The organism is Dyella monticola (genome assembly GCF_003363155.1).
GTDB lineage: Bacteria > Pseudomonadota > Gammaproteobacteria > Xanthomonadales > Rhodanobacteraceae > Dyella_B > Dyella_B monticola.
On sequence record NZ_QRBE01000011.1, the window covers coordinates 52,614 to 77,667 of the forward strand.

A 25,054-nucleotide genomic window follows, 5' to 3' on the forward strand; every position below is an offset into this window, starting at 1 on the left:
ACTTGCAGTTCATGGTGAAAGGATCTTGCTTCAGGAACGATGCAGCGCATGGCGACCGGTAACTTATTGCGCCGGGCCATCCTGGCGATGACGGTTTGGCGTTGTCGGGCAGCGCACGATGACGATGCCCAATCTCGGCGTCGGTCTCACCCAACAGTCCAGAGAATGGTCACGCCCGAGACGCCTCCGCTGATCCCTATCCGCCTCCATTCGTCCCTGAGCCCTGTCACTCCATCCCCATTCATCTGGCTCAATGACGCCTGATAAGCGACTATTTTGGTTCAACCCTCCTAAGGAACGTCACCGTGCCTGGACGCGATCTGCCCAACGCTCCCATAGCTGCTGCTCGCTCGCAGAGGAGCTTCATGCCAGTGCTCGTCATTGCGCTGGTCTTTGGTGCAGCCCACATGCTGACCAACGGGCAGTACGGCTTTCACCGGGATGAATTGCAATTCCTGAGCGATGCGCAGCATATGGATTGGGGCTTCGTGCCTTATCCGCCACTGACTGCTGCACTGGAACATCTCAGCCTGACGATGTTTGGCCTGTCGCTGGTGGGCCTGCGGCTGTTTTCGGTGCTGGCACAGGTTCTGGTGATAGTGGTCAGCGGCCTTATGGCCCGCGACCTCGGCGGTGGCCGGCTGGCGCAAGTCTTTACGGCCATCGCGGTGGCGCTGTCGCCGTTGCCGATCTTCGAGGCGACGGAATTTCAGTACACCTCTTTCGATATGTTGTGGTGGGTGCTTATCGCCTGGAGTGCGATTCGTTTGCTGCGCGACAACGAACCGCGCTGGTGGCTGGCGATTGGCCTGTTTGCGGGCCTTGGCCTGCAGACCAAGTATTCGATCGCCTTCGAGCTTATGGGTGTGCTGGTGGGCGTGCTGCTTACCGATGCGCGGCGCTATGTCGCCAGCAGTTGGTTCTGGGCTGGCGGTGCCATCGCGCTGCTGCTGTTTGCGCCCAACCTCGCGTGGCTCGTCCGCCACGACTTCATTTCCTACCATTTCCTGCAAGGTATCCACGCGCGTGACGTAGCCGACGGACGCGCGGACGGTTTCCTGCTTGATCAGTTCCTGCTGAATGCCAATCTCTTCGCCGCGCCGGTTTGGCTTGCGGGCCTGTTCGCGTACGTGCGCGATCGCCGCTATCGCATGCTCGCCTGGATGTATGCGGTGCCGCTGCTGTTGTTCCTGTTTGCGCAGGGACGCTTCTATTACACCGCTGCGACATACCCCATGCTTCTGGCCATGGGATCGGTGGTCGGAGAACGGTGGTTGCACACCCTGCGTCCCGCATGGCGGGTCAGCGTTGCAACCCTGCTGTTTACGGGTGTTTTCGCCATCGGCCTATATGCGACGCTGTGCCTCGTGCCGCTCGCATCAAGCGGCCCACTGCGCGACTTCGCACTTGGCAAGAGCAGCGATCTGCGTGAAGAAATCGGCTGGAATGAACTCGTCACCGAAGTCGCAGTCATCCGCGATGCACTGCCGGCCGAACAGCAAGCCCATCTGGGCATCGTGGTCGGGAACTATGGCGAATACGGTGCCATCGCCATACTCGGGCAGGCATATCACCTGCCCACGCCGATCACTGCCGTCAATTCCGGGTGGCTGCGCGGTTATCCGCACACACCGCCCACTACCTTCATCGTGTTGGGAAGTTCGCACGAACGCGCCGATGAACTTTTCACCGGCTGCCGTCTCGCCGGCCACTTGACCAACGCCTGGGGCGTGGCCAATGAGGAAAGCACGTCTCACCCCGATATCTTTGTATGCGGCCCGACGCGCAAGCCACTGAGTGTGCTTTGGGCGCATGGACCTGAATTTGGATGACGCATCGCACACGCGGGCGCGCGGCGCGTTCGAAGTGCGTTGACAATTCGGCGATACGGCTATTGTTTGCGTATCAAAGATCGATCTTGGTGCCGATCTCGACCAGACGCGGTGCGGGTATGCCGTAGTACAGCACGGCTGGCTGGGCGTTCCTGTAGAGGTAGATGAACAGGGACTTCCGCCAACGCCAGATGCGATCCTTGCGTTCGGCAGTAATCTTGTCGTTGCCTATGAAATAGGTGAGTTCTTCGCCATTGAGCGCCGGCTCGAAATCCAATGCCTCAAGACCTGCAGGCACGTCGATACGTTCATTGAAACCGAAGCGCAAGCGAATCCAATAGAACCCTTCGCCGAGGTCTTTCACTTCGCTGCGTCGATCGCTCTTCACGCGTGGCGCGTCACCGTCGTCATCGACATGCAGCAGTATGTTGCGGCCATGCAAGACCTGGTTATGCCGCAGGTTTTGCAGTAACGCTTGCGGCGCCCACCGGGCGCTGCGGGTAAGGAACACCGCAGTGCCTTCGGCGCGCAGAGGGCAGCGTTTGATCGTTTCGCGGATCAGTTCATCGAGCTTTTCGCCCTTGGCATGGAGTCGTTGCAGCACCATCATTCGTCCGCGGCGCCATGTGGTCATGATGACCATGGTGGCTGCGGCGAGCAGCAGCGGAAACCAGCCGCCCTCAGGCAGCTTGAGCAAATTGGCGATAAAGAATGCGCCATCGATGACGCCGAACAGAACCCCGAAGCCCACGAGCTTGAGCACACCCCACCGCCACCGCCGCGTGGCCACGAGCAGCAGCAGGATCGTCGTGATCAACATGGTGCCGCTGACTGCAATGCCGTAAGCCCCGGCGAGCCGCTGCGAGGAACGAAAGATGAGCACACTCGCCATCACGGCCGCACACAGCAACATGTTTACCGCGGGCAGATAGATCTGGCCTTCCATGTCTTTGGAGGTATGCAGGATGCGGGCGCGCGGCAGGTAACCCAGCTGTATGCCCTGACGGACCATGGAAAAGGTGCCGGAGACGACCGCCTGCGAGGCGATGACGGTCGCGCAGGTCGCCAGTGCCACCATCGGATAGAGCAGCGCGTGCGGAACCATGCGATAGAACGGCGTGCCGCTGTTGCCCGGTTGCGCCAGCAACAAGGCGCCTTGGCCGAAGTAATTCAGCAACAAGGCCGGCAGCGCCAGACACAGCCAGGACAGTCGAATCGGCTTGGTACCGAAATGGCCGATATCGGCGTAGAGCGCTTCCGCGCCGGTCAGCACCAGCACGATGGCGCCGAGCGATGCGAATCCCTTGAAGCCGTTATGAGCCATGTACAGCACCGCATACTGTGGATTGGCCGCGCGGAATACGCCCGGATGCTGCACGATTGCACTGACGCCCAGTGCCGCGATGGACAGCAGCCATACCATCATCAATGGGCCGAACACGCGTCCGATCAGCGAGCTGCCGCTTCGCTGCAGGAGAAAGAGTCCAGCCAGGATCATTATCGCGATCGGTAGCACCCAGGCCTTGAATGCGGGCGTGGCCAACTGCAAGCCTTCCACCGCAGAGAGTACCGAAATGGACGGCGTGATCACGCTGTCGCCGAAGAACAAGGCAGCACCGCAAAGCCCCAGCAGGATCGTCAATCCGGTAAGGCGCCCGCGCCCGCGCATGGCACCGCGCGCGAGAGCACCGAGTGCCATCATGCCGCCTTCTCCGTGATTGTCTGCGCGCATTACGATCAGCACGTACTTGCCCGTTACGACCATCAACAGCGCATACAAGCACAGCGACAGCACACCCAACACATTGTCGTGGCTGGGTTGGACGCCTTGTTCGCCGAAAGCCTGTTGCAGCGAATACAGCGGGCTGGTTGCAATATCGCCAAACACGACGCCGGTGGCGGCCAGTGCGAGTGCCGGCAGTGATCGCTGCTGCTTGGATTTCGTCGTGCCGCGGTCGGCCATGACATTCACAATGCAAATGTGTTGCTGCGTTCACTTTCGAAAATAGATGAGCGATGGTGCAAACGGTGTCATCAGGTTTTCGTTCGCGGCTGCCGATCCGCAGCCGCATGGGGAACATCGCACGCAAGCAGCTGCCACACGGTGCCGCTTACCGTCGTCCCTCCGATTCTCCTCGCCATTGCAGCGAGGTCGCGATGGAAGCGAAGTGTTATTGATCAAACCCTCACTCGTTGCTTCCATGGGTATCACAGGCCTGTACGCACTATCTCCAGTACCTCACAAGCATCACTCATCTTCTGTCGGAGAACGTCATGGCCCATTCATCCCACTTTCTCACCGCCTCAACGTTAACGGGCGACAAGGTCACGAACCTCAAGGGCGAGTCGCTGGGCGATCTGAAAGACATCATGATCGATACGGACAGCGGAAGCATTGCCTACGGAGTGCTTTCATTTGGCGGGGTCCTGGGTATGGGCGAAAAGCTTTTCGCGGTGCCATGGGAAGCCCTGCGCGTCGATAGCGCCAAGCACGAACTTGTCCTCAACGTCGAAAAAGATCGGCTCAAGGATGCGCCCGGTTTCGATAAGGACCATTGGCCGAATTTCGCCGACACCACCTTTGTCAACTCGATTCGACAGTACTACATCCAGTGACGGCCCCTCGGCCAAGTAGGGCGGCCAACTGCAATGACAAAGGCCCCGAGATCATCGGGGCCTTTGTGCCATTCATCTGGAAACGTTATTGAAATTTGTCGACGACGAGTGTGTGACCGTCAAAATGCGCCCACACACCGTGGCCTTGCACCGAAGTGAGGTCGACTCCGGCAAACAACGCCTGGTGCGTGAACTTCGCAGTGGGGCCGCTATACGAGACGCCGTTATAACGAATCGGACCGCGCGGTGACAATGACCCATCGGCATTGGTTGTGAACACCATTGCCCAGGGCAGCTCATGCGCATCGGACGACACGCCAGGTGGTGCCGGCACCGCTGCGTTCTTCGTGGAGAGTTGCGCCAGTGCCTCGAACTCTAGTTTCAACTTCTCGCGCTGCTGAGGCGATAAGCCACCACTTTGTGGCTGCGGTGTGTCCTGTGACTTGGGCGGCAACGGAGTAGATGAGCCTTGGATATCGCGTTGTGATAAATCGTCCAGCTGCCCATATCTCCTGGCAAGCGCTATCGCGGAGTCCAAATGATGTGTTCGAATTAATTGATCGACTAAAGCCTTGACCTGTTCCGGACTTAGCCGACCACTAGCTGTACTAGCGGATGGCTTACTCCCGTATGAGCGAGCAGGTGGCGTGGCGGTGTCTGGACTGGCTGTCGACATGGGCTGAATATTAGGCGCGCCAGGGCATGGGCTGTCCTGAAAGGCTGGAGTCCCGTCCTTCTGAACGCATTTATAAATCGCTTGCCCGTGAGCCGTGAACGTCAACAGGCTCAGCATCACGCATAGATACCGGCGCATTCCCTCTCCCCCGAGTTCGATGTGACGTGACTTTACAGACGACCATATCCCACTGGCAACGTGCGGACCACAAAGGCACGAAGGACGCTGCGTAAAAGGACCGCCGCCGGATCCAAGTCCGGATCGCGGGCGGACATCATGCGATTGAGTGTTCTCGGCAGTTCTTTATGAGGCCATCCGCGGTGACGGATTGTCGCTCAATCCGGTAAAACCGTATTCCAATGTTCGTTGATGACAAAGGCGCACAAGCCATCATCCGTCCGCAACCTCTTGGGCGAACCAAAACGTGCACAAAAGACGGTTTCGGTTGCAGCGTCGCTTTCACGAATAATTTTAAGCAGTTGCAGGTCCGTGAAATCTTCGCGAACTATCCAATAGGTTTTCCCACCACTATCGATGTGCGAGGCAGACACCTTCGATGGAACCGCATCATCGCCAAGAGGCGCTTCACCCAAACTCTTTGTCACTTGATCTCGCTCAGTGAGATACCGCTTCAGCAATTGAGGATCAACCGTGCTGTGCGGATCTTGGCCTTGATAGACCGACTTCGTGATTCCGTTTACATACGCCTCGTAGCCGGCATCGTCCCCGGTAACCTCGCGCGCGGCCAACCCAGGGGATTGTTTCGTTCTGTCGATTCCTCGCGCCTCATACTGGCAATCCAATGGGTCGATGTATTTGGCTGAGAACATGCAATTGTAAAAACTGCGGTTGTAAAAGTTTTTCCCCTGCACGCAAGACGCTATAAAGGAAGCATCCATCGGCGAGCTCTCTGAGAACGGGAAATTGAAGAACTCGCGACGAACCAGCCGCACACACTCATCGTGCGTGAGCAGAGTTTGGGGATCACCTGCAGACACGGGGCTAAAGAGGCAAACGTTTGCAACCAGGCATTCGAAAAAAATGCACAAGACTAAAAGCGAACGACGCATTTTTCTTCCCTCCCTGTAATGCTATGCGGTTACTGCAAATAGCCGAATTTACTCTGCATTTCACCTGACCTGATGTCAGCCATGGATCTCCGGCAGAGTGGACATGGACATCTACCGTTCGCACGCCCGTGGAAGCTCCGACGAAGTCAGCTCCGGGTCAAGAGGCGACAACCACACACAAAATCTAATCCGAAGTCTTGCTGTGATGAAGTGCCTTGGCGACAAGTTTTTGCAACGCGAGGCATTCGTTATCGCTCAATCCGCCAAATGAATCGGCAAGGACATCCAGCACGACTTGCCTGCCTTCCTTAAGAAGCCGCTCGCCTTTGGGGGTGAGACTTAGCGCGAAGGCACGCCCTACTGTTGGTGTGCGGCGAACAAGTGACGCCCGCTCCATCCGTGTCACCAATGCTCCAAATGCTTGAGCGGAGTTGAACGTGAGCTCGGCCAATCTTAATTGGGAGCTTTCCGGGTGGCGCGCGATTTCGCGTAAGGCATGCCATTGCACCAGGCTGACACCAAGCGCCGTCAACCTGGTATCCAGGGTTCTGTGATGTTGATCCTGCAGGCGTTTAATCGATAAGCCCAAGTTTTCGAGGGGCGTCATGGCCACTGCGGATTCGGTTGGCTTGTTTGACATATAAATGTGTTTATATAAACATCGTTATATACTAACCCCTTCGGAGCCAAAAGTGGATATCTCCTCGCCCCAGCTGCTGTTCGCTGAAACGTTGGAACTCTCCTTTTTCGACCACGGCAGCGGTCGCCCCTACCTCTTGTTACACGGCGGAGCCGGCCCGCAGTCGATGAACGGTCTGGCTGCGGCCTTGCAAACGAGCCATCGCAGCATCGCTCCCACCCACCCCGGCTTCGACGGCAAACCGCGGCCCGACTGGTTCGGCCGTATCAACGATCTGGCGCTCGCCTACTTGGCTCTGTTGGAGCGCCTGGCCTTGCAAGACGTGGTGATCGTTGGCAATTCCATCGGTGGTTGGATCGCTGCCGAGATGGCTTTGCGCAATTCGCCACGTATCGCGGGAATCGTGTTGCTCAATGCGTGCGGCATTGATACCGGTTCTTCGGCCAAGCAAATCGTTGACCCGATGAAGCTCTCTCCGGCCGATCGCGCAGCGCTCGCTTTTCACGATCCGGCTCGTTACGCCATCGCTCCGACCTCTCCCGCGGCGTTGGCGCAGATGGCCGAGAATCAGGGCACCCTGCGCGTCTATTCCGGCGAACACTTTATGCACGACCCTTCCTTGTACGGCCGCCTGTCGCGCATGCCCGTTCCTTCGCTAGTGGCTTGGGGGGAGAGCGACGGTATTGTCGATGTCGCGTACGGGCAACGATTTGCAGGCGCCATGCCCTATTCGCGCTTGGAGCTTGTGCCGCAGGCAGGACATTTCCCCCATATCGAGCAGCTTGGCAAAGTCGTGGCATTGATCGAAGCCTTCGAAAATCGCGCGTAGCGCTCACCGCTACGCGCCTAGTTCGTAGATAGACGCCCAATTTACCGATCGGGCCAGTACCATGCCGGCTCATCCAGCTCGCGCAATCCTGCAATACGCGTTTGGCTGAGTTCTTTTTCCAGAGAAATGACGTTGCACAATGGAATGTCTTCGAGTGCCGCGATAAGGCGTGCAGCATGCGACACCACCCACACCTGGCTTCGCAAAGCCGCATGCGCGATCAATCGCGCCAAGGCCGGCAGAAGGTCGGGGTGCAGGCTGGTCTCGGGCTCATTCAGCACCATCAGCGGTGGTGGCCGCGGTGTATGCAAGGCAGCGATCCATAGCAGATAGCGCAGCGTTCCGTCCGAGAGTTCGGCGGCCGACAGCGAGCGCAACAGGCCATGCTGCGTGAACATCACGCTGAAGCGACCATCACTTACGGCCACATCGACGGACGCACCCGGAAAGGCATCCTGGACCGCGGCATCGAGCGCCTGGCGATCGCCAATCTCGCAAATGGTCTGCCAGGCTGCCGCGAGATCGCCGCCGTCATGATTGAGGACTGGCGTGCGCGTGCCAAGCTGCGTCAAGCGTGCCGGTGCCGCCGCATCTGAGCGGAAGTGGTCGTAGAAGCGCCAGGCGCGTATCGACTCGCGCATCGTCATCACTTCCGGCGCACGTTCCGGGTCCGCCATCTGCGTGAAGACGCTTTCGAACGCGTTGAGATGCTCGGCCACGACGCGCCAGCTTCGCCCGACCTTGATGCGGGCCATGGCGCCGCGGCGATCCACCAAAACATTGGACGCGCGCAGGAACGGACCGGACCAGATCGCTTCGCACTTGATCTCCGGATCGAGCGCGAAGGCGCCACCCGGGGGTGATGGAAACCCCAGATCGATCGCGTAACCAAAGTCTTCGCCGGCAAACCCCAGCTTGAGCGCCACCGGTTCTTGTCGCGGGCCGCCCTGTATCGGCACCTCGCCTTGCCGCATTCGCCGTGTGATGTGTTCCGGCCCGGCCCATAGCGTTGACGGCAAGCCCCCTTCGCGTGCCAGCGCATTCACCACGCCGCCATGTGCCGTTTCCGCCAGCAATCGCAGAGCGCGATAGAGGTTCGATTTACCGCTACCGTTGGCACCTGTAATCAGATTCAATTGACCCAGAGGAAGGGTGATGGATCTGAGTGAGCGGTAGTTGGCGATGGCTAGCGTATTGAGCATGTCCGGTGCTGCGATAGGCTGGGTGACTGACGATCAACTCAGCGCCATGATCTGATGCGCCACGTAGACGATGAGAAATAGCGCCATCGCGATCAGCGCGGCAGCCATCAGGCGCTCGAATAGCCTTCCGCCGTAGGCAAAGGTTTCATCACTGCTGATGAGCTTCCTGTTTCGATAGAACCGAAAGGTGGCGAACAAAACGATCAGGGCGCCAAAGAGCAGAAGCATCAGGCCTAGCCATTCGGATGCGCGGGTGTGCAGGTTGGAAATGGGCTGGCCGCCCGCACGACTGGCGTAGGAGAGGAAGATATCGAATCGCTCCAGCAGGAATCCAAACGCCATGACGGTGATGGCCGTACGAACCCAGGCCAGATAGGTGCGCTCATTCGCAGCGTGGTCAGTGAAACGCGGAATCATGGTGTGTATCTCATAACGCGCAGTTGAACAGCGTTTGACGGCGTTGCATCGTGACGTGCGTTCCTTGCGTGAGCTTAGTAAGCACGTAACGTCATGCGCACTGTATCCGCTCAGCAGTAGCCGCGACTTTCGTTACCTCAACTATCCATCACGACGCCGACCGCTTCCTTACCTTTTCTACCACTTCAGTAATGGCCTGCACGACCACATCCGGCTTCGCCAGCTGGAGATATTCGGTAGAGCTGTCGATCAAAATCTGCCGACCTTCGCTGGAACGCGCGGCTAGTTCCGCCTGATTGGCCAGCATGGCCTGGTTGACCTTGGTGCGCTCCGCCAGTGGCAGGCCTGATTGCTCGTTGGTACCGCTTAGTATCACGAATGGCTTGTCGCCAAAATCGAAATGCGTTGCCTGAAAGACCTTTTCCGCCGGAGACAGCGTGTTGTTGGCCGCTGGCGTGGTATCGACATCTTGCGTGTAAATGGCCGACTGCTCGGTTGGACGAGATAGTTGGGTATCGAGCAAGTGATGCAGTGCTGCATCGTGATGGGGCGGGTCATCCAGGCACGTTGCGTACTGCGACGGTTTGGCGATAAGCGCGCCACGCCGGGCCAGGGTAAGGCAGTCGCGTGCTTGCGCAATATCGCGCTGCTCATCGCTGCGCCATGTAGTCAACCAGGGTTGGTCGAGCACGCTCAGCGCTGATTGGTCCAAGCCGGGGCTGTCCGGATCGATCAACACCATGCCGCCGACTTGTTGGCCATAGGTGGCGGCATAAAAAGCCGCGTAGAGCCCGCCATCCGAATGTCCGACCAGCACGATCGGTCGGCCGATATGCGCGCGATCAAGCAGGCCGTGCAGGTCAGCGATCACATGCATGAGGGTCGTTGGATAAGGCGAAGGATCGCTAAAGCCCATGCCCGCCCGGTCGTAACTGCAAACACGGGTAACGTTGGCAACGCGCGCCTGCACCGCCTGAAAACTGAGGCTGTCATCACCCCCACCCGCCTCCATGACCACCGTTGGCGAGCCGCTGCCCAGGCAGAACAGGTTCAGGCGACGACCATCAGCAAGCGTCACCAAGGTCTGCGGATGCTCGTAGGCTGAGGTGGGCACCTCGCCTGGCGAAGCGGCGTGCGCATGACCCATGGCGGGGGCGCCCGCGAGAAAGCAACCCAGTACCAGGGCGTTTGCACGCTTCAAGCTTACGGACATAGTCCCCTTTCCTTTGGCGTGAAAAGTCCCGCCTGTCGGTATGACCATTATCTCCGCGCCGGGCTGCGGGCGTTCACCCGTGCTGTCGCTTCGACCCAGGTCCCAAGCCCAGGCCCCAAGGGCATCAAACTCCATTTCGCCCATGGAGCCTGCCTGCACTTAGTGAAGTGCCTGGCGCTGGCTGCCCCAGGTGGATATCCCGGCATTTCTGCAGGGCCCCAAAAACGGGTAACCGCCCTACCAACGCGTCCTGGAAAGCCGTACAGCGGTACGGATCGGCCGGATCGGACGACCGGATCGCTTCGGACCGGCATTCTGCGGCCATCTTTGTACTGGAGGTCGCCCTGTGAAGCTCGTTCGATACATCCTGTCTGGACTGTGTGTGCTCGCCCTCGCCGGTTGCGTTCTTGTGTGGCATTACCGAGAGGCCTTACATGTCGCGGCCGGCTCGGTCAGCCAGTCGTTGTGCGCGGCGGCATTCGTGTCACATGTCGATCCGGACCGCGTCTACGCGGAGGAACAACGGCCGCTTATGGGTGGCATCGCCTGGGCGGTGCGCTACACCGTAGACCGTTCCCACGATGAGGTGCGAAGCAGCGTGCTGGGCTTATTCGGTGGCCTATCAAGATACCGCGAAGGCTTGGGCTGTGTGCTCTTGCTGGGTGACGATCTGGCCGCACAAGCGGAAGAACTCACGCAGGACCCGACGCCGGATGCGTTTGGCCCGCGCGTGGTCGCGCCGGCTGATCCGGCCCTGGAGGCGGCGCTGACGCTCGCGTTTGCCGAACCGGATCCCTCCCATCCACGTTCGACCAAGGCGGTCGTGGTGCTGCACGATGGCCAGCTGATCGCCGAACGCTACGCGCCGGGTTACGGGCCGGAAACGCCGATCTGGGCGCATTCGATCACCAAGTCGATCACGCAAGCGCTCATTGGCATTCTCGTGCGTCAGGGCCGCTTGCAGGTGAATCAGCCAGCGCCGCTCGCGGCGTGGGCCTCGGCCGCCGACCCGCATCACGCGATTACGGTCGATCAACTGCTACGCATGGATAGCGGCCTGCCTTTTGACGAAACCGATGGGCCGGTGAACCTTGCCACGCATATGTGGTTTCTGGAGCCGGACACAGCCGCCTTTGCCTCACATGCGGCACTCACCCACGCACCGGGTACTGTATGGGGCTACAGCAATCTTAGCTATGCGTTGCTATCGAAATTGATTGGCGATGCCACGGGCCATACGGCGGCAGGCGCAGAGAACTTCGCGCGCAGAGAATTGTTCGCGCCAGTGGGGATGAATCACACCGTGATCGAAACGGATGCGCATGGAACGTTGCTCGGTTCGGGCTTTATGTATGCGTCCGCGCGTGATCTTGCCCGCTTCGGCCAGCTCTATCTGGATGAAGGTGTCGTGGACGGCAAGCGCATTCTTCCCGAAGGCTGGTCTGCATACGCCCATTCCCAGACATTGGACACCGGCTACGGCGCGGGCTTTTGGACCAATCTGGTCAATACGGGCAGCGTACCGATATGGAATGCGCCATGGGGTATACCGCAGTTACCCAAAGACATGTTCTACGCACGCGGTGCGTTCGGCCAATACATCATCATCGTGCCGTCCGAACATTTGGTCGTCGTGCGCATGGGGCTTAGCGTATACAACAAAGGTACCGGCATCGGCGATGCCACCGCTGCAATCATCGCCGCGCTGCATCACGAAGCACCGAGCGCTTTGGCCATCAGTCAATCGGCCCGGCACTAGCGTGATAGCGGCGGTAGTTGCTGGGCGTGTCGCCGACATGACGTTTGAATGCGGCATTGAAGGTTGACTTCGATGTAAAGCCGCACGCATAGGCAAGGTCGAGGATCGTGCGCGGTTCTGCTGCATCAGCCAGCCGTTCGCGCACGGCCTCGACGCGCAATCGATTGATGTAATCGCAGAAGCTGCCACCCAGGCGTCGATTGATCACCGTCGACACCAGATATTCCGGATAGCCACTGCTCTTGGCAACCCGGCCGATGGTCAGCGCCGGCTCACGATAAAGCGCCATGTCGCCGCTCATCAGTTGCGTCAGGCGAGCTTCCACGTCCTTATAACGCGTGGTGTCCGCTGTGGTATCCGTTTCAGCTTCCTCGCGCGCCGAACGCATCAATGGTTCTGCGGGCACGGGCGGTTGCTCCAGACTGAACCAGCCAACCATGCATACCCATGCTGCAACCAGCCCGAACAACAAGCCGTAGTTGAACACCGGCAGATAGGTCACGGCCTGCACGATGGCCACGCTCCAGATCGCTATCTGGAAACCGCCCATGGCATCGATCCAACGCAACGACAGGCGATCGGCATCCGATCGGCGCTCGCGCAACCGGTGTCGATATCCGCGCATCAGCCACAGTGCGGCGACAACGTAGGAAAGGCTGTAGAGGAACAATGGCACATCGAACCAGGCACCGATGGCGCGTTCACCGGCAATCCAACGTTGTGATAACGCTTGCACTTGCGCGTCAGTGGCGACAAAAACGTAGCCATTGAGTACAAGCATGACGATGAAGCCGGCCAGGTGAACGACATCGCGTGCGCGAAATCCCTGGCCCTCGACCATGGCTCGCACGTAGAGATAGAACAAGCTTCCATAAAGAAACGGAAACAACGCGACGAAACGGTATGCGCGAAACCATTCCGACGAAAGCAAATGCCAGTAAACCGCCTTCACCGCCAAATCCAGTCCCGTCAAACCCAACCAGACCGCCAACAGGCGATTGGCAGGGCGATTCGCCGGCCGCCGCCACAAAGTCATCGCCAATAAGGCAGCCTGAACGGCTCCGGCAATGTAAACGAATATCCAAAAGTTCATAGGGCACCGGCGAGCAAATACCTTCGTCTTATGACGCGCGCGGCTATCTTAGCCAAGTGCGATGCGAGACCGGTGCTTGTCATCTGCGCAAGGAATCCCCATGGGTACTTCGTATATGACCGGGAAGAGCCAACTGCGACCGCGTAAGTTATAGAGCTGTCACCTATGGAGTGACCGGTGCGATCTTCAACAAGGTACCGTTGCGGTCTTCGGTTACCAACACGCTGCCATCCTGCATTTCCGCCACTGCCACAGGCGCCCCCATCGGATGATCGCCCGGTGCATTGTTCCAGCCCCATACCAGATCCTGCGGTTCGCCGCGCGGGTGAAACTTCTCGTCGAGGTCCAGGCTAACTATACGGTGCCCTAGATCGCGATAGCCGTGGTAGCCGATGATCAGATGGTGATGCTGCCCCGGCAAGGCACGACCGCGGTAGATGAGCATGCCAAGCGGTGCAGCATGAGGCGGCAATAGGCGTGTTGGTGCCGTTTTCTTACTGCAATCGTATTGGGGGTTTTCGGGGCTAGGCCGATTGTTGTCGAAACAATAGGGCCAACCGTAATCGGCGCCGGCAACCAGATAGTCAAGCGTATCGTGTGGAAGATCGTCATCGGAAAGCTTGGGATCTATTGCATTGATCGCATCGCGTGCGTTGACGGCATCGATGACCTGATTGCCCGGACTCACCACCAGTGCCATGCTGTTTCGAAGGCCCCGCGCAAATACCGGCAGCTGCGTTGCATCAAGTGGCTTATCCGGTCCTAACTTGGCGCGAAGCACTGACCCGCGTGGCGGTGTTTCCTGCGTTTCGGGGCATATCGTTGGCCGCGATGGATGTCCGATGTCCTGGTCACAATTGTCGCTGGCACTTCCCACATTGATATATAGCGAACCGTCGAGCGCTAGCGCCATCGCGGGAAGCGGGTGGCGGCCGGTAGTGGGAAGGTTCACCACCACATCCCGCGACGTTGCAGCCGGGTCGTCTGCATTGGGGTCGACGCTGACAATGCTACCGGCCACGCCAATTAACAGCCGCTTGTTTGGCATCGCGATAATCGCGTTGGGCCGGTCGAGTCCGGTGAGTATTACCTGAGGACGCTGGTTACCACGTAACCTAAAAAGACGACCTTTGCCGGCCACCCAATCCCCATTGTCGACGACGTAAATATCGCTACCAAGCGTCGCCACGCCGCGTGGGAACCCGAGATGTTGCGCCACCAGGCCAACGCAGGTTCCCGGGGCGCTCTGAAGGTTCACGCGTGGATAGCCGCCGCACACGCCCGAAGTCTGATAATTCTCGTGCGCATGCGCGGGAGGCGCAGTACCAAGCGCGAAGGCAGCGCACGCAACAAGACCACCAAGAAAGTGACGCCAACCATCGATAGTATGACGATTCAAACCAACCCCCTGTCCACTCTAAAAATGTATTCATCGCTCACCGACAGTTTCGGGTCGGCAAGTTACCGTGACGCGTACTTCTTCCAGCCAAGACGCGCCGCACGCGGAAAATCCGGCTGAGGACAAATTTGCCCGAACTTGTTGGCCCATGGCACGTACGCGCCATGCTTGATATAGAGGCGATACGTATAGGCAAACGCCGCAGTGGGATCATGATCGTCGACCGCCGGCGCCTGATGCATCCAGTGAGCAGCGTGGCAGAGAATGGCGGCATAGGCTTGCGATCTGGGCGGAACGAGCTGTGACGCCTTGAGTGCTTCGTTATAAGCCGCGTACCAATGCCGATCGCGCAGATATTGCACATGGCTCAGTGCCGTCACGCGTGCAGCCTCCGCGGGCGACACGCCGGGAAACTGATACGTCGGTTCGCCTCGATGGGTCAGGTCCGGATCGCCGCCGAAAATGCCGTAGTAATGGACGCGCGTCAACAACGCAATCGTATACCACGCCTGCGCGCGTGCGACGCGCGAGGTGCTGTTCGCGATCTCGTCTTTCGCACTTACATACGCTTGCATTAACTGCAATTGGGTACGCGATTTTTCGGGACCGTCTTGCGAAAGGTCTTCCACGTAATCGCCACCTTTCGGGTTGGCATACCGAAGTGCCAAATGAATACGCCCTTCGCGAATAAGTCGTCTGGCTAACGTCGACCTTAAATCGTTGCCGTACGCGTCGTTGGTTTTGCCCGTGGCATGTGAATCGACAAAAGCAATCAACTCCGGCGTTGTCAAAATGCCATCGGCGATATAGTCGAGCTCGCCTTGGTTGTCTACGAAAAGACCTTGCCGTTCGCACGCAAGGATATTACTCATCGCCAACTCAAACTCGCCTCGCGCTCGTTCCAGTTGTGTCAGCTCCTTGCAAACACCTTCGACGTTGAACTCCGACAGCCCGCTGGGAGCAGCCTTCCAGGTGTCGGTGCCGGTCAGCTTGCGTGCGTTCACCAGCGCTTGTTCTGCGGACTCCAATTTGCCGTCAGCGAGATCAAGTTTTGCGCGGAGCCGCCAGGCCAATGCGCTCATTTGTCCGGCCAGCAGTTTACGCGCAAAAGCGAGATCGTTGACCCGATAAGCCAAGGCAGCCAGATGATCGGGAGCTGCGATCTCGTTGGCGGGCCAAGTCCTGGCGGTGTCCAGAATCGGCTTGATGCCCGATATGCTGTAGAGCGCTGGAGACGATGGCCGATTCGTAGCGGCGTCCGTGTAATTGGTATAGACCAGCTGACTGATGTCGCCGTTGTCATTGATGGCGAGTGCGTAGTCCACAAGGAGCTTCTGCACCAGGGGTTGATGCTCGGCATTGGACATGGAATTCGCTTCGCCGTAGAGCGCCTGTGCAACCCACTTCAGCGATGCCACGGCTTGCGTCGATCCGTGGCTCGCTTGTTCGGCATAAAGCTCGACAGCTCCTGGAACGTCGCCACGTGCCCGCACCAGACGAGCCTGCTCACCGAAACTCGACACGGCCAGCCCCTGCGGATCAGGCATGCCTTCTTTGGCCAAGGTACGCGTCAACACAAACGCGTCTTCCGCCTTGGCTTCGTCTCCAGTCGCCCCACGAAGCGCCAAAGACCTACCCAGCATATAGGCCGCATCGACGCCTCTAAAACGCTTCGGGTCGTCGGGCAACTTCAACAGGGCTTCAAAACGGGAGATAGCGCGATCGAGCGCCACCTTCTTTTCAGCAGGCGTGGCATCGCCGGCCGGAACCGACGAGCCGGGTACAGGGCCTTTATATGGATCGACCACATTGGGATGCGCGAGGCGAAAATCCATCGCACCGGCGATGTACGTACGAATCGCGATTGGCAAATCTTTTCCTGCCGCATACGCCGCATCCCCGTCTGGAGCAGATCGCATGGCTTGGACTTCCGAACGCAGGTTGGACGGAACGCCGTCGTAATCCGCTTCAGCCGTCTTTTTCTCAAAGTCGGGATAGGACACCCCAGGGAAAAATTGACTGGCATTCCTCATGTCGCCGTCTTGAAGTTCGACATCAACCAGCCCATCGCGGGGAGCTGGCAGAAGGTTTATCGCTTCAAAATCAAACCCATTGTAGGGCGGATATCGTAAAAAGCCTTCCGGCAGATACGGCTTTTTCGATGCCGCACACGCGCCGGAACACCAGGCCAAAAACAACAAAAGGACGGCACCACGCCACACGCTGCTCGTCCTTGAGGACACGTAACCGTTCAAAGTTTTCCCCTTGAGCGCTGCCCTCGCCGACAGCGCTACATCATGAAAATGATGTATGTCGCCAAATCCGAATATATGCCGCCATCCATTAGGCGCTTCAAATATAGCAATTTAAAGTCCCTGTCGAGGCATCTCGCAGGCCCGTTCGGATGCGGTATCTGCCACAGACCGAAAGCGATGTTCACTTTGGGTTGCGACTCCATGCGGTCGATGCAACACCTTGTTGAAGTCGTTCGGCTGAAGTCGCCGCCAAGAGCGGGCTCTCTACGTTTATAGACGCGTGCTTATCGCTCGATGACCCAATAGCGTCTACCCACCATTGCCACATGCCTTCTTGATTCCACCGTCACTCGTTCTCCTGGCATCAGTGGTTGCCCGATATCGACTGCGGAAGTGATTAAGAACATCGGTCGATACGTCCCTGATATCACTGGTGTCGACTTTCGATGGATTCCGGTCGCTTACTTGGGCTGTCGGATCAATTGTCCTGCTTCACAATATAGATGCGGCAGCGTTGAAGTCCGCGATGGCAAGGATCCATGAACGTGGGGTAGGGTGTCGCCGGCTGCTTCGGGAAGCTCGGTGCAAGTAGGCCGAGCCGAGTTGCGAGATCGGCATGGAGCGGTATGGTGGTGCCCGCCACTGCGCGAGGCAACTGCAGGCGCTAAATTATTGCGTGAAGCTGGTCGCGCTGCAGTTCGTGAAGCCCTAGGTAAAGAGCAACACAAACGACGCCATGTTTAGCTCGGCTTGACCCACGTCGATTCAATATCGTCCTTTACGGCTTCGTCAATGTCCGTCACGGGGATACCTTTAAGTTCGTCAATGCGGCCATGCCGCATCCCGTAGAAATGACCGCCGAGCCTGTAGGTGGCCGTCCATGTGACCCGATCGGGGTTTGCATGTTGGTAGTCGCCTTCATACGTAAACCCATTCTTTGTCTTCCCAGAAACGACGGCCATTGTGTTGCCCTCAGTTAGCTCACCAATCAGCTTATTCCTTTATCGAGACCAAAGGGATGCTGGCAAGCGATCTAAGGTTCGACTTGCATTGACGTGCGCAGTTCTTCCTAAAAATCACGCCATCACGTTACGCCGAGCTAACAACTGTAAGCGCATGCTGGCAAAGCGCCGGGAAAGTAGACCTTCTCCTTGGCAGGCGTCTCAGCCGAGCGGTTCTCTCCCCTAACGCCAACTGAGTGCTGCCCCGATTTCTACTTTGGGGCTGCGGTTTTGCGCGCTAAAAATCCGCCATGCGGATTACGTGTTGGACACGGTTCGGTAAACTTCAGTTTGAGACACTGGTCAACGTCGGCTGCCTCGGGGCCTCAAGCGGACTATTTTCGCAGGAGAGGTCATGATTACCCAGGTGAACAACCACAAATCGCATTACACCCTTGTTGATCTGATTGACTCAAGCGGCCCATTCACCATATTGAGAAGGGCGCTGGATATCGCAGGGCTTAGCGTAATGCTGAGTGCCTCCGGCCCCTACACATTATTTGCTCCGAACGACAGAGCATTCGCCAAGCTGCCAAAGGGAACCGTTGAGCATTGGCTAAGAGCGGAAAACAGGAGCGACTTACTTTCCGTACTCAAATATCACATCTTTCCCGGCCTCGCCTCTTCCGCGGACGTTGGCACCATGTCACACCCTAAAATGTTGCAGGGTCAAGCCACCTTCATCACCAAGGAAGGAGACAGGATCAGGATCGATGGTTCGAATCTGATCGGGGTGGATATGGTGTCCAGCAATGGCGTCATTCATATGATCGACACCGTCATGCAGCCCTGGCATGAGTGATCTGCGACTAACTAAAGAAATGGCCCTGCTCCACCATCTGGCAGGGAAGGCAGGCATCCCACGTTGCCCAAGGAAAAGTACGCTTCCCAAAGGCGATCATCCGGCAACGTCGGCGGAAATGTTCCGATAAATGCTGGGACAAATTGACGGGTCCGCTATCTGCGTCTGCGCAAAACAAGCACCGGAGAGTACCGCTACTGCAGCATTCGGCCACTGCCGTGCCAGGCCGCTTGATGTGCCCATGCCGATCTTCTATCGTGCCGTGCTGAACAGGGTGATGGCCGGGTGGAACCGTCGGCGATCGGATCATGTAACTCAGGCAGCAGCGGTGTATACCGCTGGCCGCCGTCGATGCATGCGCTACGGTTTTTCGCCGCCACCTCGGACGCATGGATAGCCGTCTAACTTCCCTCTCCAGATTACCTGCCGTGCGCTTTTTGGCTCGAACCGCGCGTCGTGCGTTGGGGGTCGACCGAAAATCGGCGTGCCGGCCGGTCATCATTTCTCGACGGATCCATCCACCGCAGTACCTGGCTTACGAATGGGCATCCGCATGACGATGTGTAACGGGCGGTAACCATTCAAGGCACCTTGGCGCTGTCTCTGTCGCGACCGTCGTTCGCGAATTTAAGGCCATGACGGCCAGCAGCCGATAACCCATCCAATCAAAGCCCTTGACGCGCAACTATGACCGGTGGACGAAACACGATTGTTCGCATTGAGATCCTGACGGGCTTCGTGCTGCTATTGATCGCCGGCGTGCTGGCGATCCTTGCCGCATTCAACAGTGCTCACGCCTTTGATCTTGCAAGCCAGTCGCTTAGAGCCCGCCACGACATCGACCAGCTCTTCGGCGAAATCAAAGATGCCGAGACGGGCCAGCGTGGTTATCTGCTGACCGGAAAATCGGATTACCTCGCTCCTTACCATGAGGCACGCAACGAACTGGACCAGACCCGTTCGGCACTGCGAACCTTGGTCTGGGCGGCCGCTCAACGTCGGCTGGTGAACCAGCTGGATACCGCCATCGACCAGAAGATGGCGGAGCTGGAACATACGATCCAGCTCTACGACACCTCCGGTCCCGCCAGTGCTCTGGCCATCGTCAATGACGATCGTGGCCTGACCCTGATGGGACAAATCCGCACGCTTACCCGTCAATTGGATAATGAACAGAGCGATCAGCAACAGGCTCGCTTGCATCAGTTCCGGCTTCAACAGCAAGTGCTGCTGGGAGCCATCATTGCCGCCACGCTGGTTGCATTCGTCCTGGCCCTGCTCGTACTGCGCCAGGGAGAACGGCAACAAACCGAGCTCGCCTTGAAGAACGCCGCGCTCAGAGAGCAAATGCACCAACAGGCAGGTACCGAAGCGCAGCTGCGGCATGTGCAGAAGATGGACACCCTCGGGCAACTGACGGGCGGCATAGCGCATGACTTCAACAACATGCTGGCGGTGATCGTCGGTAACCTGGAAATTGCGCAACTGCGCTTAGAACGAGGCAGCGGCGACGTGGAAAAGTTCATGCAGAACGCACTTCTGGGCGCAGGCAAGGCAAGCGGCCTGACCAAGCGCCTGCTCGCGTTTTCACGGCGGCAGGCACTTCGCCCGATTGCCGTCGACGTCAACGCGTGCGTGCATGAGATGTCGGCCATTCTCGCCCGTACCCTGGGCGAAAACATTGCCATCAGGCTCAGCCTTGATGATGCGCTTTGGCCTGCGTATGTCGATCGGCCTCAGCTTGAAAGCACGCTGCTCAATCTGGCGGTGAACAGTCGCGACGCCATGGAGAGCGGCGGTCAACTCACCATATTGACCGCCAACGCAAACTTCGATGAGCACCCTTGCGATCAAAACGAAGACACGCTGTCGGGCGACTACGTGATGATGGCGGTGTCCGATACAGGCCACGGCATGACGCCCGAGGTCATGCAACGCGCCTTCGAACCCTTCTTTACCACCAAGGCGGTCGGCCGCGGCACGGGCTTGGGATTGAGCCAAATCCACGGCTTCGTGCTGCAATCCAACGGTCACATCAAAATCGACAGTACCCCGGGCCTTGGTACCACCATCCGGCTCTATTTGCCGCGCGCACCACGGCTGAGCGCGCGCAACGAGCAACATCAAACCCAGGTATCGGCGCTCCCGCACGTCGTGCTCGTCGTGGAAGACGACCCGGATGTGCGCGAGTTGGCCAAGGGTGCGCTGGAAGAGCTGGGCTACACCGCTCTTCTGGCCGATGGTGCGGAAGCGGCCGAGGCGCTATTGAGCGAGCATCCGGAAATTTCGATCCTGCTGACCGATGTCGTGATGCCAGGTCCCAGCGGCGTATCGCTGGCCCGCGAAATGACTCGACGCTATCCGGAACTTCGCGCGCTTCTGATGAGCGGCTATCCGCGCGACATTGTCGATCGCGCACAACCCCATGACGATCGCACACGCCTATTGGCCAAACCATTCACGATGCGTGACCTGGCCGAGGCGCTGCGAGCGGCCTTGAACGATGAATGAGACATCGCGCGGCATCGAGTGACGCACGCGGCCGCTTGGCCATGCCTCGATGTTGAAGACCGCGTGCAGCGGGTACGGCCCACGGGTGAATGCCGCACGCAACATGCATGGCGCGATGACCTATGCCATGACGCGCGACAGCTCGCATATGAAAAATCCGCGTTAGACACCGGCCGATTGCTGCACCTGCGTCGGACTTATGCCGCCGCCGCGCACATCCGCGCGTGCCGCATGGAGAGATCGCGTGAGAACGGGTGATTTATACGCGAGACACGGCGATTTCGGTTGCGTGCCAAGCGCAGAGTCGACTCCTATATTTCGGAGCGGGCTGTAGGAGCGCACAGCCATGCATGTCACGGGGAGGAGACCTTTGGATCAAGGTCCCGGCGCTGCTTTCGGCGCGTGGCATTCGTTTGAACGCGGGGACTTCACATGTTGAATGACAAACATCGGCCGTGGCTTGCGGTCGCGGGTTTGGCCCTGGTCATCGGGGTGCCGGCCGCAGCAAGCGCAAGCAACTCGACCCAAAGCCCTGGTTACCTGCCGCCCATTACGCAAGATCAGGCGCGCATTCAAGGTTCCGTCGACGATAACCAGAAGGTCGCTCTTACCAACACACACTCCTCTTATGCCGTGGCCGCCTACGACAAAGGCGCGCTCCCCGCTACGCAAACGTTCTCGGATCTTTCGCTGGTGCTGAAGCGCAGTCCGACCAAGCAGCAAGAGTTCGACAACCTGCTCAACGCGCAGGCCAATCCGAGCTCGCCCTACTTCCATCATTGGTTGACTGCAGCACAAATCGGCCTGTTCGCGCCCAATCCATCGGACGTGGCCAAAGTGACGCAGTGGATGAAATCGCATGGACTGAAGGTCACGTACGTGAGCCCGGACGGCCTGATCATCCATTTCTCGGGCAACGCGGCCGAGTTGAACAGTGCGTTCAACGCGTCGATGCACAACTACCAGATCAATGGCGAAAAGCATTTCGCCAACGCGAACGCCGCGCAAATTCCAACCGCGTTGTCATCGATCGTCCAATATGTCCGCCTGCACAACTTCTTCCCCAAACCGCAGCACGTGGACGTGGGCGTGGTGAGCAAGGACAAGGCGAACGGTCACTGGAAAATGCTGGCAAAAGCCAGTGCGACGGCAAACGGCAAGCCTGTCGCACAATTCACCGTACCGGGCGGCAACGTGGATACGCAGACCACGTACGACGTCGCTCCCGCGGATTTCAACACGATCTACAACGTCACTCCGCTATGGAACGAGGGGACGCGCGGCGCCGGGCAGACCATCGTGGTGCTTGAACGCACCGACGTGAATCCGGCCGACATCCAGACCTTCCGCAAGGCCTTTTTGCCGGCCAATGCCAAGGGCACGATCACCTACGTACATCCCAACAACTGCACGGATCCGGGCATCAACGGCGATGAGAGCGAAGCGGCGCTCGATGCCGAATGGGCCGGTGCCGCTGCGCCCGATGCGAACATCGTATTTGCGTCGTGCGCGGACACCAGCAGCGACTTCGGCGCATTCCAGGCCGGCTTCGGCATGGCCGACAGCTCCGCCACCGCCTCGCCGGGCAATGTATGGAGCTTGAGCTACGGCGAATGCGAATCGGCCGCTGGCGGCGACACGACGGCATCACTGTTGTGGTCGGATGCGGAAGCCGAAGGCGTCACCGTGTTCGTGTCGACCGGCGATGCCGGTTCGGCCGCGTGCGATCAGAACGCCATTGGCGCGGCATCGGGTGGCGCGCAGGTCAACATCATGGCGTCCACACCTTATAACGTTGCCGTGGGCGGCACGGATTTCAACGACCTCAACAATTACGCCGCGTATTGGACCTCCACCAACCTGGCGTTGAACGGATCGGCCATCAGCTACGTGCCGGAACAAACCTGGAACGATTCCTGCGCCAGCAGCGAGCTCGATACATTGATGGGCTACAAGAACGGCCTCGATGCGTGCAATGACGGCACTGGCCCCGGCAGCAATTACTTGAACACCGCCGGCGGTGGCGGCGGCGCCAGCATCGTTTTCCCGCAACCGGCATGGCAGACGGGCGTCTACGGACAAACCAATTTCAGCTCGCGCACCTTGCCCGATGTGTCGCTGTTCGCCGCTAACGGCCTGTACGGCCATGCGCTGGTGTATTGCATGTCCGACGCCAACGAAAACGGCACGGCGTGCAACTACACCGACTCCGACGATGTGTACTACAACAGCGCCGGCGGTACCTCGTTCGCCGCACCGGCGATGGCCGGCGTGCAGGCGTTGATCAACCAAGCCACCGGCGATACCAGCGGAAACATCCTGCCGGCCCTGTACAACATCGGCACCAAGGAATACGGCACCAACGCATCGCCGAACAAAGCCACGGTAACCCGCTGCGATGCATCCAATGGCGCCTCGATCGGCAGCACCTGCGTGTTCAACAACATCACCGTCGGCAACATCGACGTGCCATGCTGGGCCGGTACGGCCAATTGCTATCTCGGCCCGAGCAACAATTCGCTGCAGTCGTTCGGGGTGGTGTATGCGACGCCGAGCCAAAGCTCGCTCACGCTCGTGCCTGCATGGTCGGCCGGCTCCGGCTACAACATGGCCACGGGTCTGGGTTCGGTCAACGTGACCAACCTCGTCAACGCGGTGGTCGACTTCGAGAAACCGTTCAATCGCACCAACAAGTATGCGGCGCCCTACGACTTCATGTCGTCGAACGTCACCAACACCGATTGGTTCAGCAATGACGGCTTCAGCGATATCGCCGTGGTCGATCCGGTCAAGGGCAGCATCACCACGCTCGCGATGAAAGGCAGCGTAATCCGCGGTCAAGTCACGCAGGCGTCCACCCCGGGTGAAACCGTCGCCAACGCGGCGGATTACTTCCCCGCGCTGGATGCCCTGGGCCTGGATTCGGCGCACCTGGCATGGACCGGTCCGGACGGCCAGCTTTACGTGTGGATCTCCGATGACATCGGCGATTTCTTCAAATACGACGTTGCGCCGTTTGCGGCCGGATGGAAGCTGCTGGGTTCGGAAGTGATCGACAGCAGCGGCGCGCCGCAACTGCTGTGGTACGACGCCAGCACGTCGCAATACGAGTGGTGGACGCTGGGTACGGACCCGAGCACGGCTGCGCCCACGCTGGCCTCCAACTCCGGTCCGCTCTCTGCAACGAACAAGGGCGATGTGCCGACCATGGCCGACCTCAACGGCGACGGTTACGGCGACCTGGTGTGGACCAACCCCGCCAACGACACCGTCACCGCCTGGATCAACAACCTGCAGGGCGGCTATGCCACGCACACCATCGCCAACCGTCCAGACGGCTATACGCTGGTGGGCGCGGGCGACTTCACCGGCAACGGCATTACCGATCTGGTGTGGATGAATACCGCCAAGCACGATCTGCAGATCTGGACGATGAATGGCTTCACCGTCACCAAGAAGACGACGGTCAGCTACAACGCGGGCTATACGCTGGCGGCGATTGCCGACTATGACGGCGACGGCCTGGCCGACCTGCTGTTCGTCAACGCCAAGGGTGCCGTGTTCGATTGGCAGAGCGACGGCAGCGGCGGCTTCCAGAAGCTGCAGGTCGCAACGCCTGACGGCACGCCGTTCAAGGTACCGGCCGGCTCGAGCATTCAGCCGAACTGGCTGCAGGGTTCAGCCACGGGCGGTGTCGCCAACCCGCCGGCGCTGGCCAGCCACTAAGGCGGCCCTTGTA

Annotated in this window: 17 protein-coding genes and 1 pseudogene; 7 read left to right on the forward strand and 11 right to left on the reverse strand. The window is 59.0% G+C overall.

The genetic code is table 11. The features are described 5' to 3' along the window. The first annotated feature begins 365 nt into the window (after positions 1 to 365). The gene (locus tag DWU98_RS16450; RefSeq protein ID WP_115496655.1) at positions 366 to 1,832 is read left to right on the forward strand and encodes a glycosyltransferase family 39 protein; all 1,467 of its coding nucleotides are present in this window, start codon (positions 366 to 368) and stop codon (positions 1,830 to 1,832) included. A gap of 73 nt (positions 1,833 to 1,905) precedes the next feature. Here DWU98_RS16450 and DWU98_RS16455 read toward each other — a convergent pair whose 3' ends face one another. Next, complete coding sequence (locus tag DWU98_RS16455; RefSeq protein ID WP_115496656.1) at positions 1,906 to 3,795, reverse strand: potassium transporter Kup; 1,890 nt, start codon at positions 3,793 to 3,795, stop codon at positions 1,906 to 1,908. Positions 3,796 to 4,106: 311 nt separating this feature from the next. Between DWU98_RS16455 and DWU98_RS16460 the strand changes: the two genes are divergently transcribed. Beyond that, positions 4,107 to 4,448: a PRC-barrel domain-containing protein gene (locus DWU98_RS16460; RefSeq protein ID WP_115496657.1), complete on the forward strand. Its 342-nt coding sequence runs from the start codon at positions 4,107 to 4,109 to the stop codon at positions 4,446 to 4,448. An 85-nt stretch (positions 4,449 to 4,533) separates the two neighbouring features. Here the strand turns inward: DWU98_RS16460 and DWU98_RS22300 are convergent, their stop codons facing one another. The 4 genes and pseudogenes from DWU98_RS22300 to DWU98_RS16475 all read right to left on the reverse strand — a co-directional run bounded on the left by DWU98_RS22300 (position 4,534) and on the right by DWU98_RS16475 (position 6,801). After that, positions 4,534 to 4,833, reverse strand: coding sequence for a hypothetical protein (locus DWU98_RS22300; protein WP_230474878.1), 300 nt, complete (start codon positions 4,831 to 4,833; stop codon positions 4,534 to 4,536). Positions 4,834 to 5,094: 261 nt separating this feature from the next. Further along, a pseudogene (locus DWU98_RS22580) lies at positions 5,095 to 5,262 on the reverse strand (DUF4124 domain-containing protein); the annotation flags it as partial. Positions 5,263 to 5,459: 197 nt separating this feature from the next. After that, positions 5,460 to 6,194 carry a hypothetical protein gene (locus DWU98_RS16470; RefSeq protein WP_115496659.1) on the reverse strand — a complete coding sequence of 245 codons (735 nt, stop codon included), beginning with the start codon at positions 6,192 to 6,194 and terminating at the stop codon, positions 5,460 to 5,462. A 184-nt stretch (positions 6,195 to 6,378) separates the two neighbouring features. Continuing rightward, complete coding sequence (locus DWU98_RS16475; RefSeq protein WP_147293350.1) at positions 6,379 to 6,801, reverse strand: MarR family winged helix-turn-helix transcriptional regulator; 423 nt, start codon at positions 6,799 to 6,801, stop codon at positions 6,379 to 6,381. Positions 6,802 to 6,886: 85 nt separating this feature from the next. Here DWU98_RS16475 and DWU98_RS16480 point away from each other — a divergent pair, with 85 nt between their 5' ends. After that, positions 6,887 to 7,663 (forward strand): alpha/beta fold hydrolase, encoded by a 777-nt coding sequence (locus DWU98_RS16480; protein WP_230474879.1) that lies wholly within the window; start codon positions 6,887 to 6,889, stop codon positions 7,661 to 7,663. A gap of 41 nt (positions 7,664 to 7,704) precedes the next feature. Here the strand turns inward: DWU98_RS16480 and DWU98_RS16485 are convergent, their stop codons facing one another. From DWU98_RS16485 to DWU98_RS16495, 3 genes are all read right to left on the reverse strand, one after another. Next, positions 7,705 to 8,865: an AAA family ATPase gene (locus DWU98_RS16485; RefSeq protein ID WP_115496662.1), complete on the reverse strand. Its 1,161-nt coding sequence runs from the start codon at positions 8,863 to 8,865 to the stop codon at positions 7,705 to 7,707. A gap of 33 nt (positions 8,866 to 8,898) precedes the next feature. Further along, complete coding sequence (locus tag DWU98_RS16490) at positions 8,899 to 9,282, reverse strand: YidH family protein (RefSeq protein WP_115496663.1); 384 nt, start codon at positions 9,280 to 9,282, stop codon at positions 8,899 to 8,901. A 148-nt stretch (positions 9,283 to 9,430) separates the two neighbouring features. Beyond that, positions 9,431 to 10,495 carry an alpha/beta fold hydrolase gene (locus DWU98_RS16495; protein ID WP_158545092.1) on the reverse strand — a complete coding sequence of 355 codons (1,065 nt, stop codon included), beginning with the start codon at positions 10,493 to 10,495 and terminating at the stop codon, positions 9,431 to 9,433. 346 nt (positions 10,496 to 10,841) lie between these two features. Between DWU98_RS16495 and DWU98_RS16500 the strand changes: the two genes are divergently transcribed. Beyond that, on the forward strand, positions 10,842 to 12,254 hold the full coding sequence (locus DWU98_RS16500) for a serine hydrolase domain-containing protein (protein WP_115496665.1): 1,413 nt from the start codon (positions 10,842 to 10,844) through the stop codon (positions 12,252 to 12,254). Here the strand turns inward: DWU98_RS16500 and DWU98_RS16505 are convergent. The 3 genes from DWU98_RS16505 to DWU98_RS16515 form a co-directional block, all read right to left on the reverse strand. Further along, positions 12,232 to 13,347 carry a helix-turn-helix domain-containing protein gene (locus tag DWU98_RS16505; protein WP_115496666.1) on the reverse strand — a complete coding sequence of 372 codons (1,116 nt, stop codon included), beginning with the start codon at positions 13,345 to 13,347 and terminating at the stop codon, positions 12,232 to 12,234. The two genes, DWU98_RS16500 and DWU98_RS16505, sit on opposite strands and share 23 nt — an antisense overlap. A 163-nt stretch (positions 13,348 to 13,510) precedes the next feature. Further along, positions 13,511 to 14,746, reverse strand: coding sequence for a PQQ-dependent sugar dehydrogenase (locus DWU98_RS16510; RefSeq protein ID WP_230474880.1), 1,236 nt, complete (start codon positions 14,744 to 14,746; stop codon positions 13,511 to 13,513). Between the two features lie 62 nt (positions 14,747 to 14,808). After that, positions 14,809 to 16,968: a hypothetical protein gene (locus DWU98_RS16515; protein WP_115496667.1), complete on the reverse strand. Its 2,160-nt coding sequence runs from the start codon at positions 16,966 to 16,968 to the stop codon at positions 14,809 to 14,811. Between the two features lie 1,389 nt (positions 16,969 to 18,357). Between DWU98_RS16515 and DWU98_RS16525 the strand changes: the two genes are divergently transcribed. From DWU98_RS16525 to DWU98_RS16535, 3 genes are all read left to right on the forward strand, one after another. Beyond that, positions 18,358 to 18,804, forward strand: a complete 447-nt coding sequence (locus tag DWU98_RS16525) for a fasciclin domain-containing protein (RefSeq protein WP_115496669.1) — start codon at positions 18,358 to 18,360, stop codon at positions 18,802 to 18,804. A gap of 687 nt (positions 18,805 to 19,491) precedes the next feature. Then, positions 19,492 to 21,315, forward strand: a complete 1,824-nt coding sequence (locus DWU98_RS16530; protein ID WP_115496670.1) for a CHASE3 domain-containing protein — start codon at positions 19,492 to 19,494, stop codon at positions 21,313 to 21,315. Between the two features lie 432 nt (positions 21,316 to 21,747). Next, positions 21,748 to 25,041: a protease pro-enzyme activation domain-containing protein gene (locus DWU98_RS16535; protein WP_115496671.1), complete on the forward strand. Its 3,294-nt coding sequence runs from the start codon at positions 21,748 to 21,750 to the stop codon at positions 25,039 to 25,041. Positions 25,042 to 25,054 lie beyond the last annotated feature (13 nt).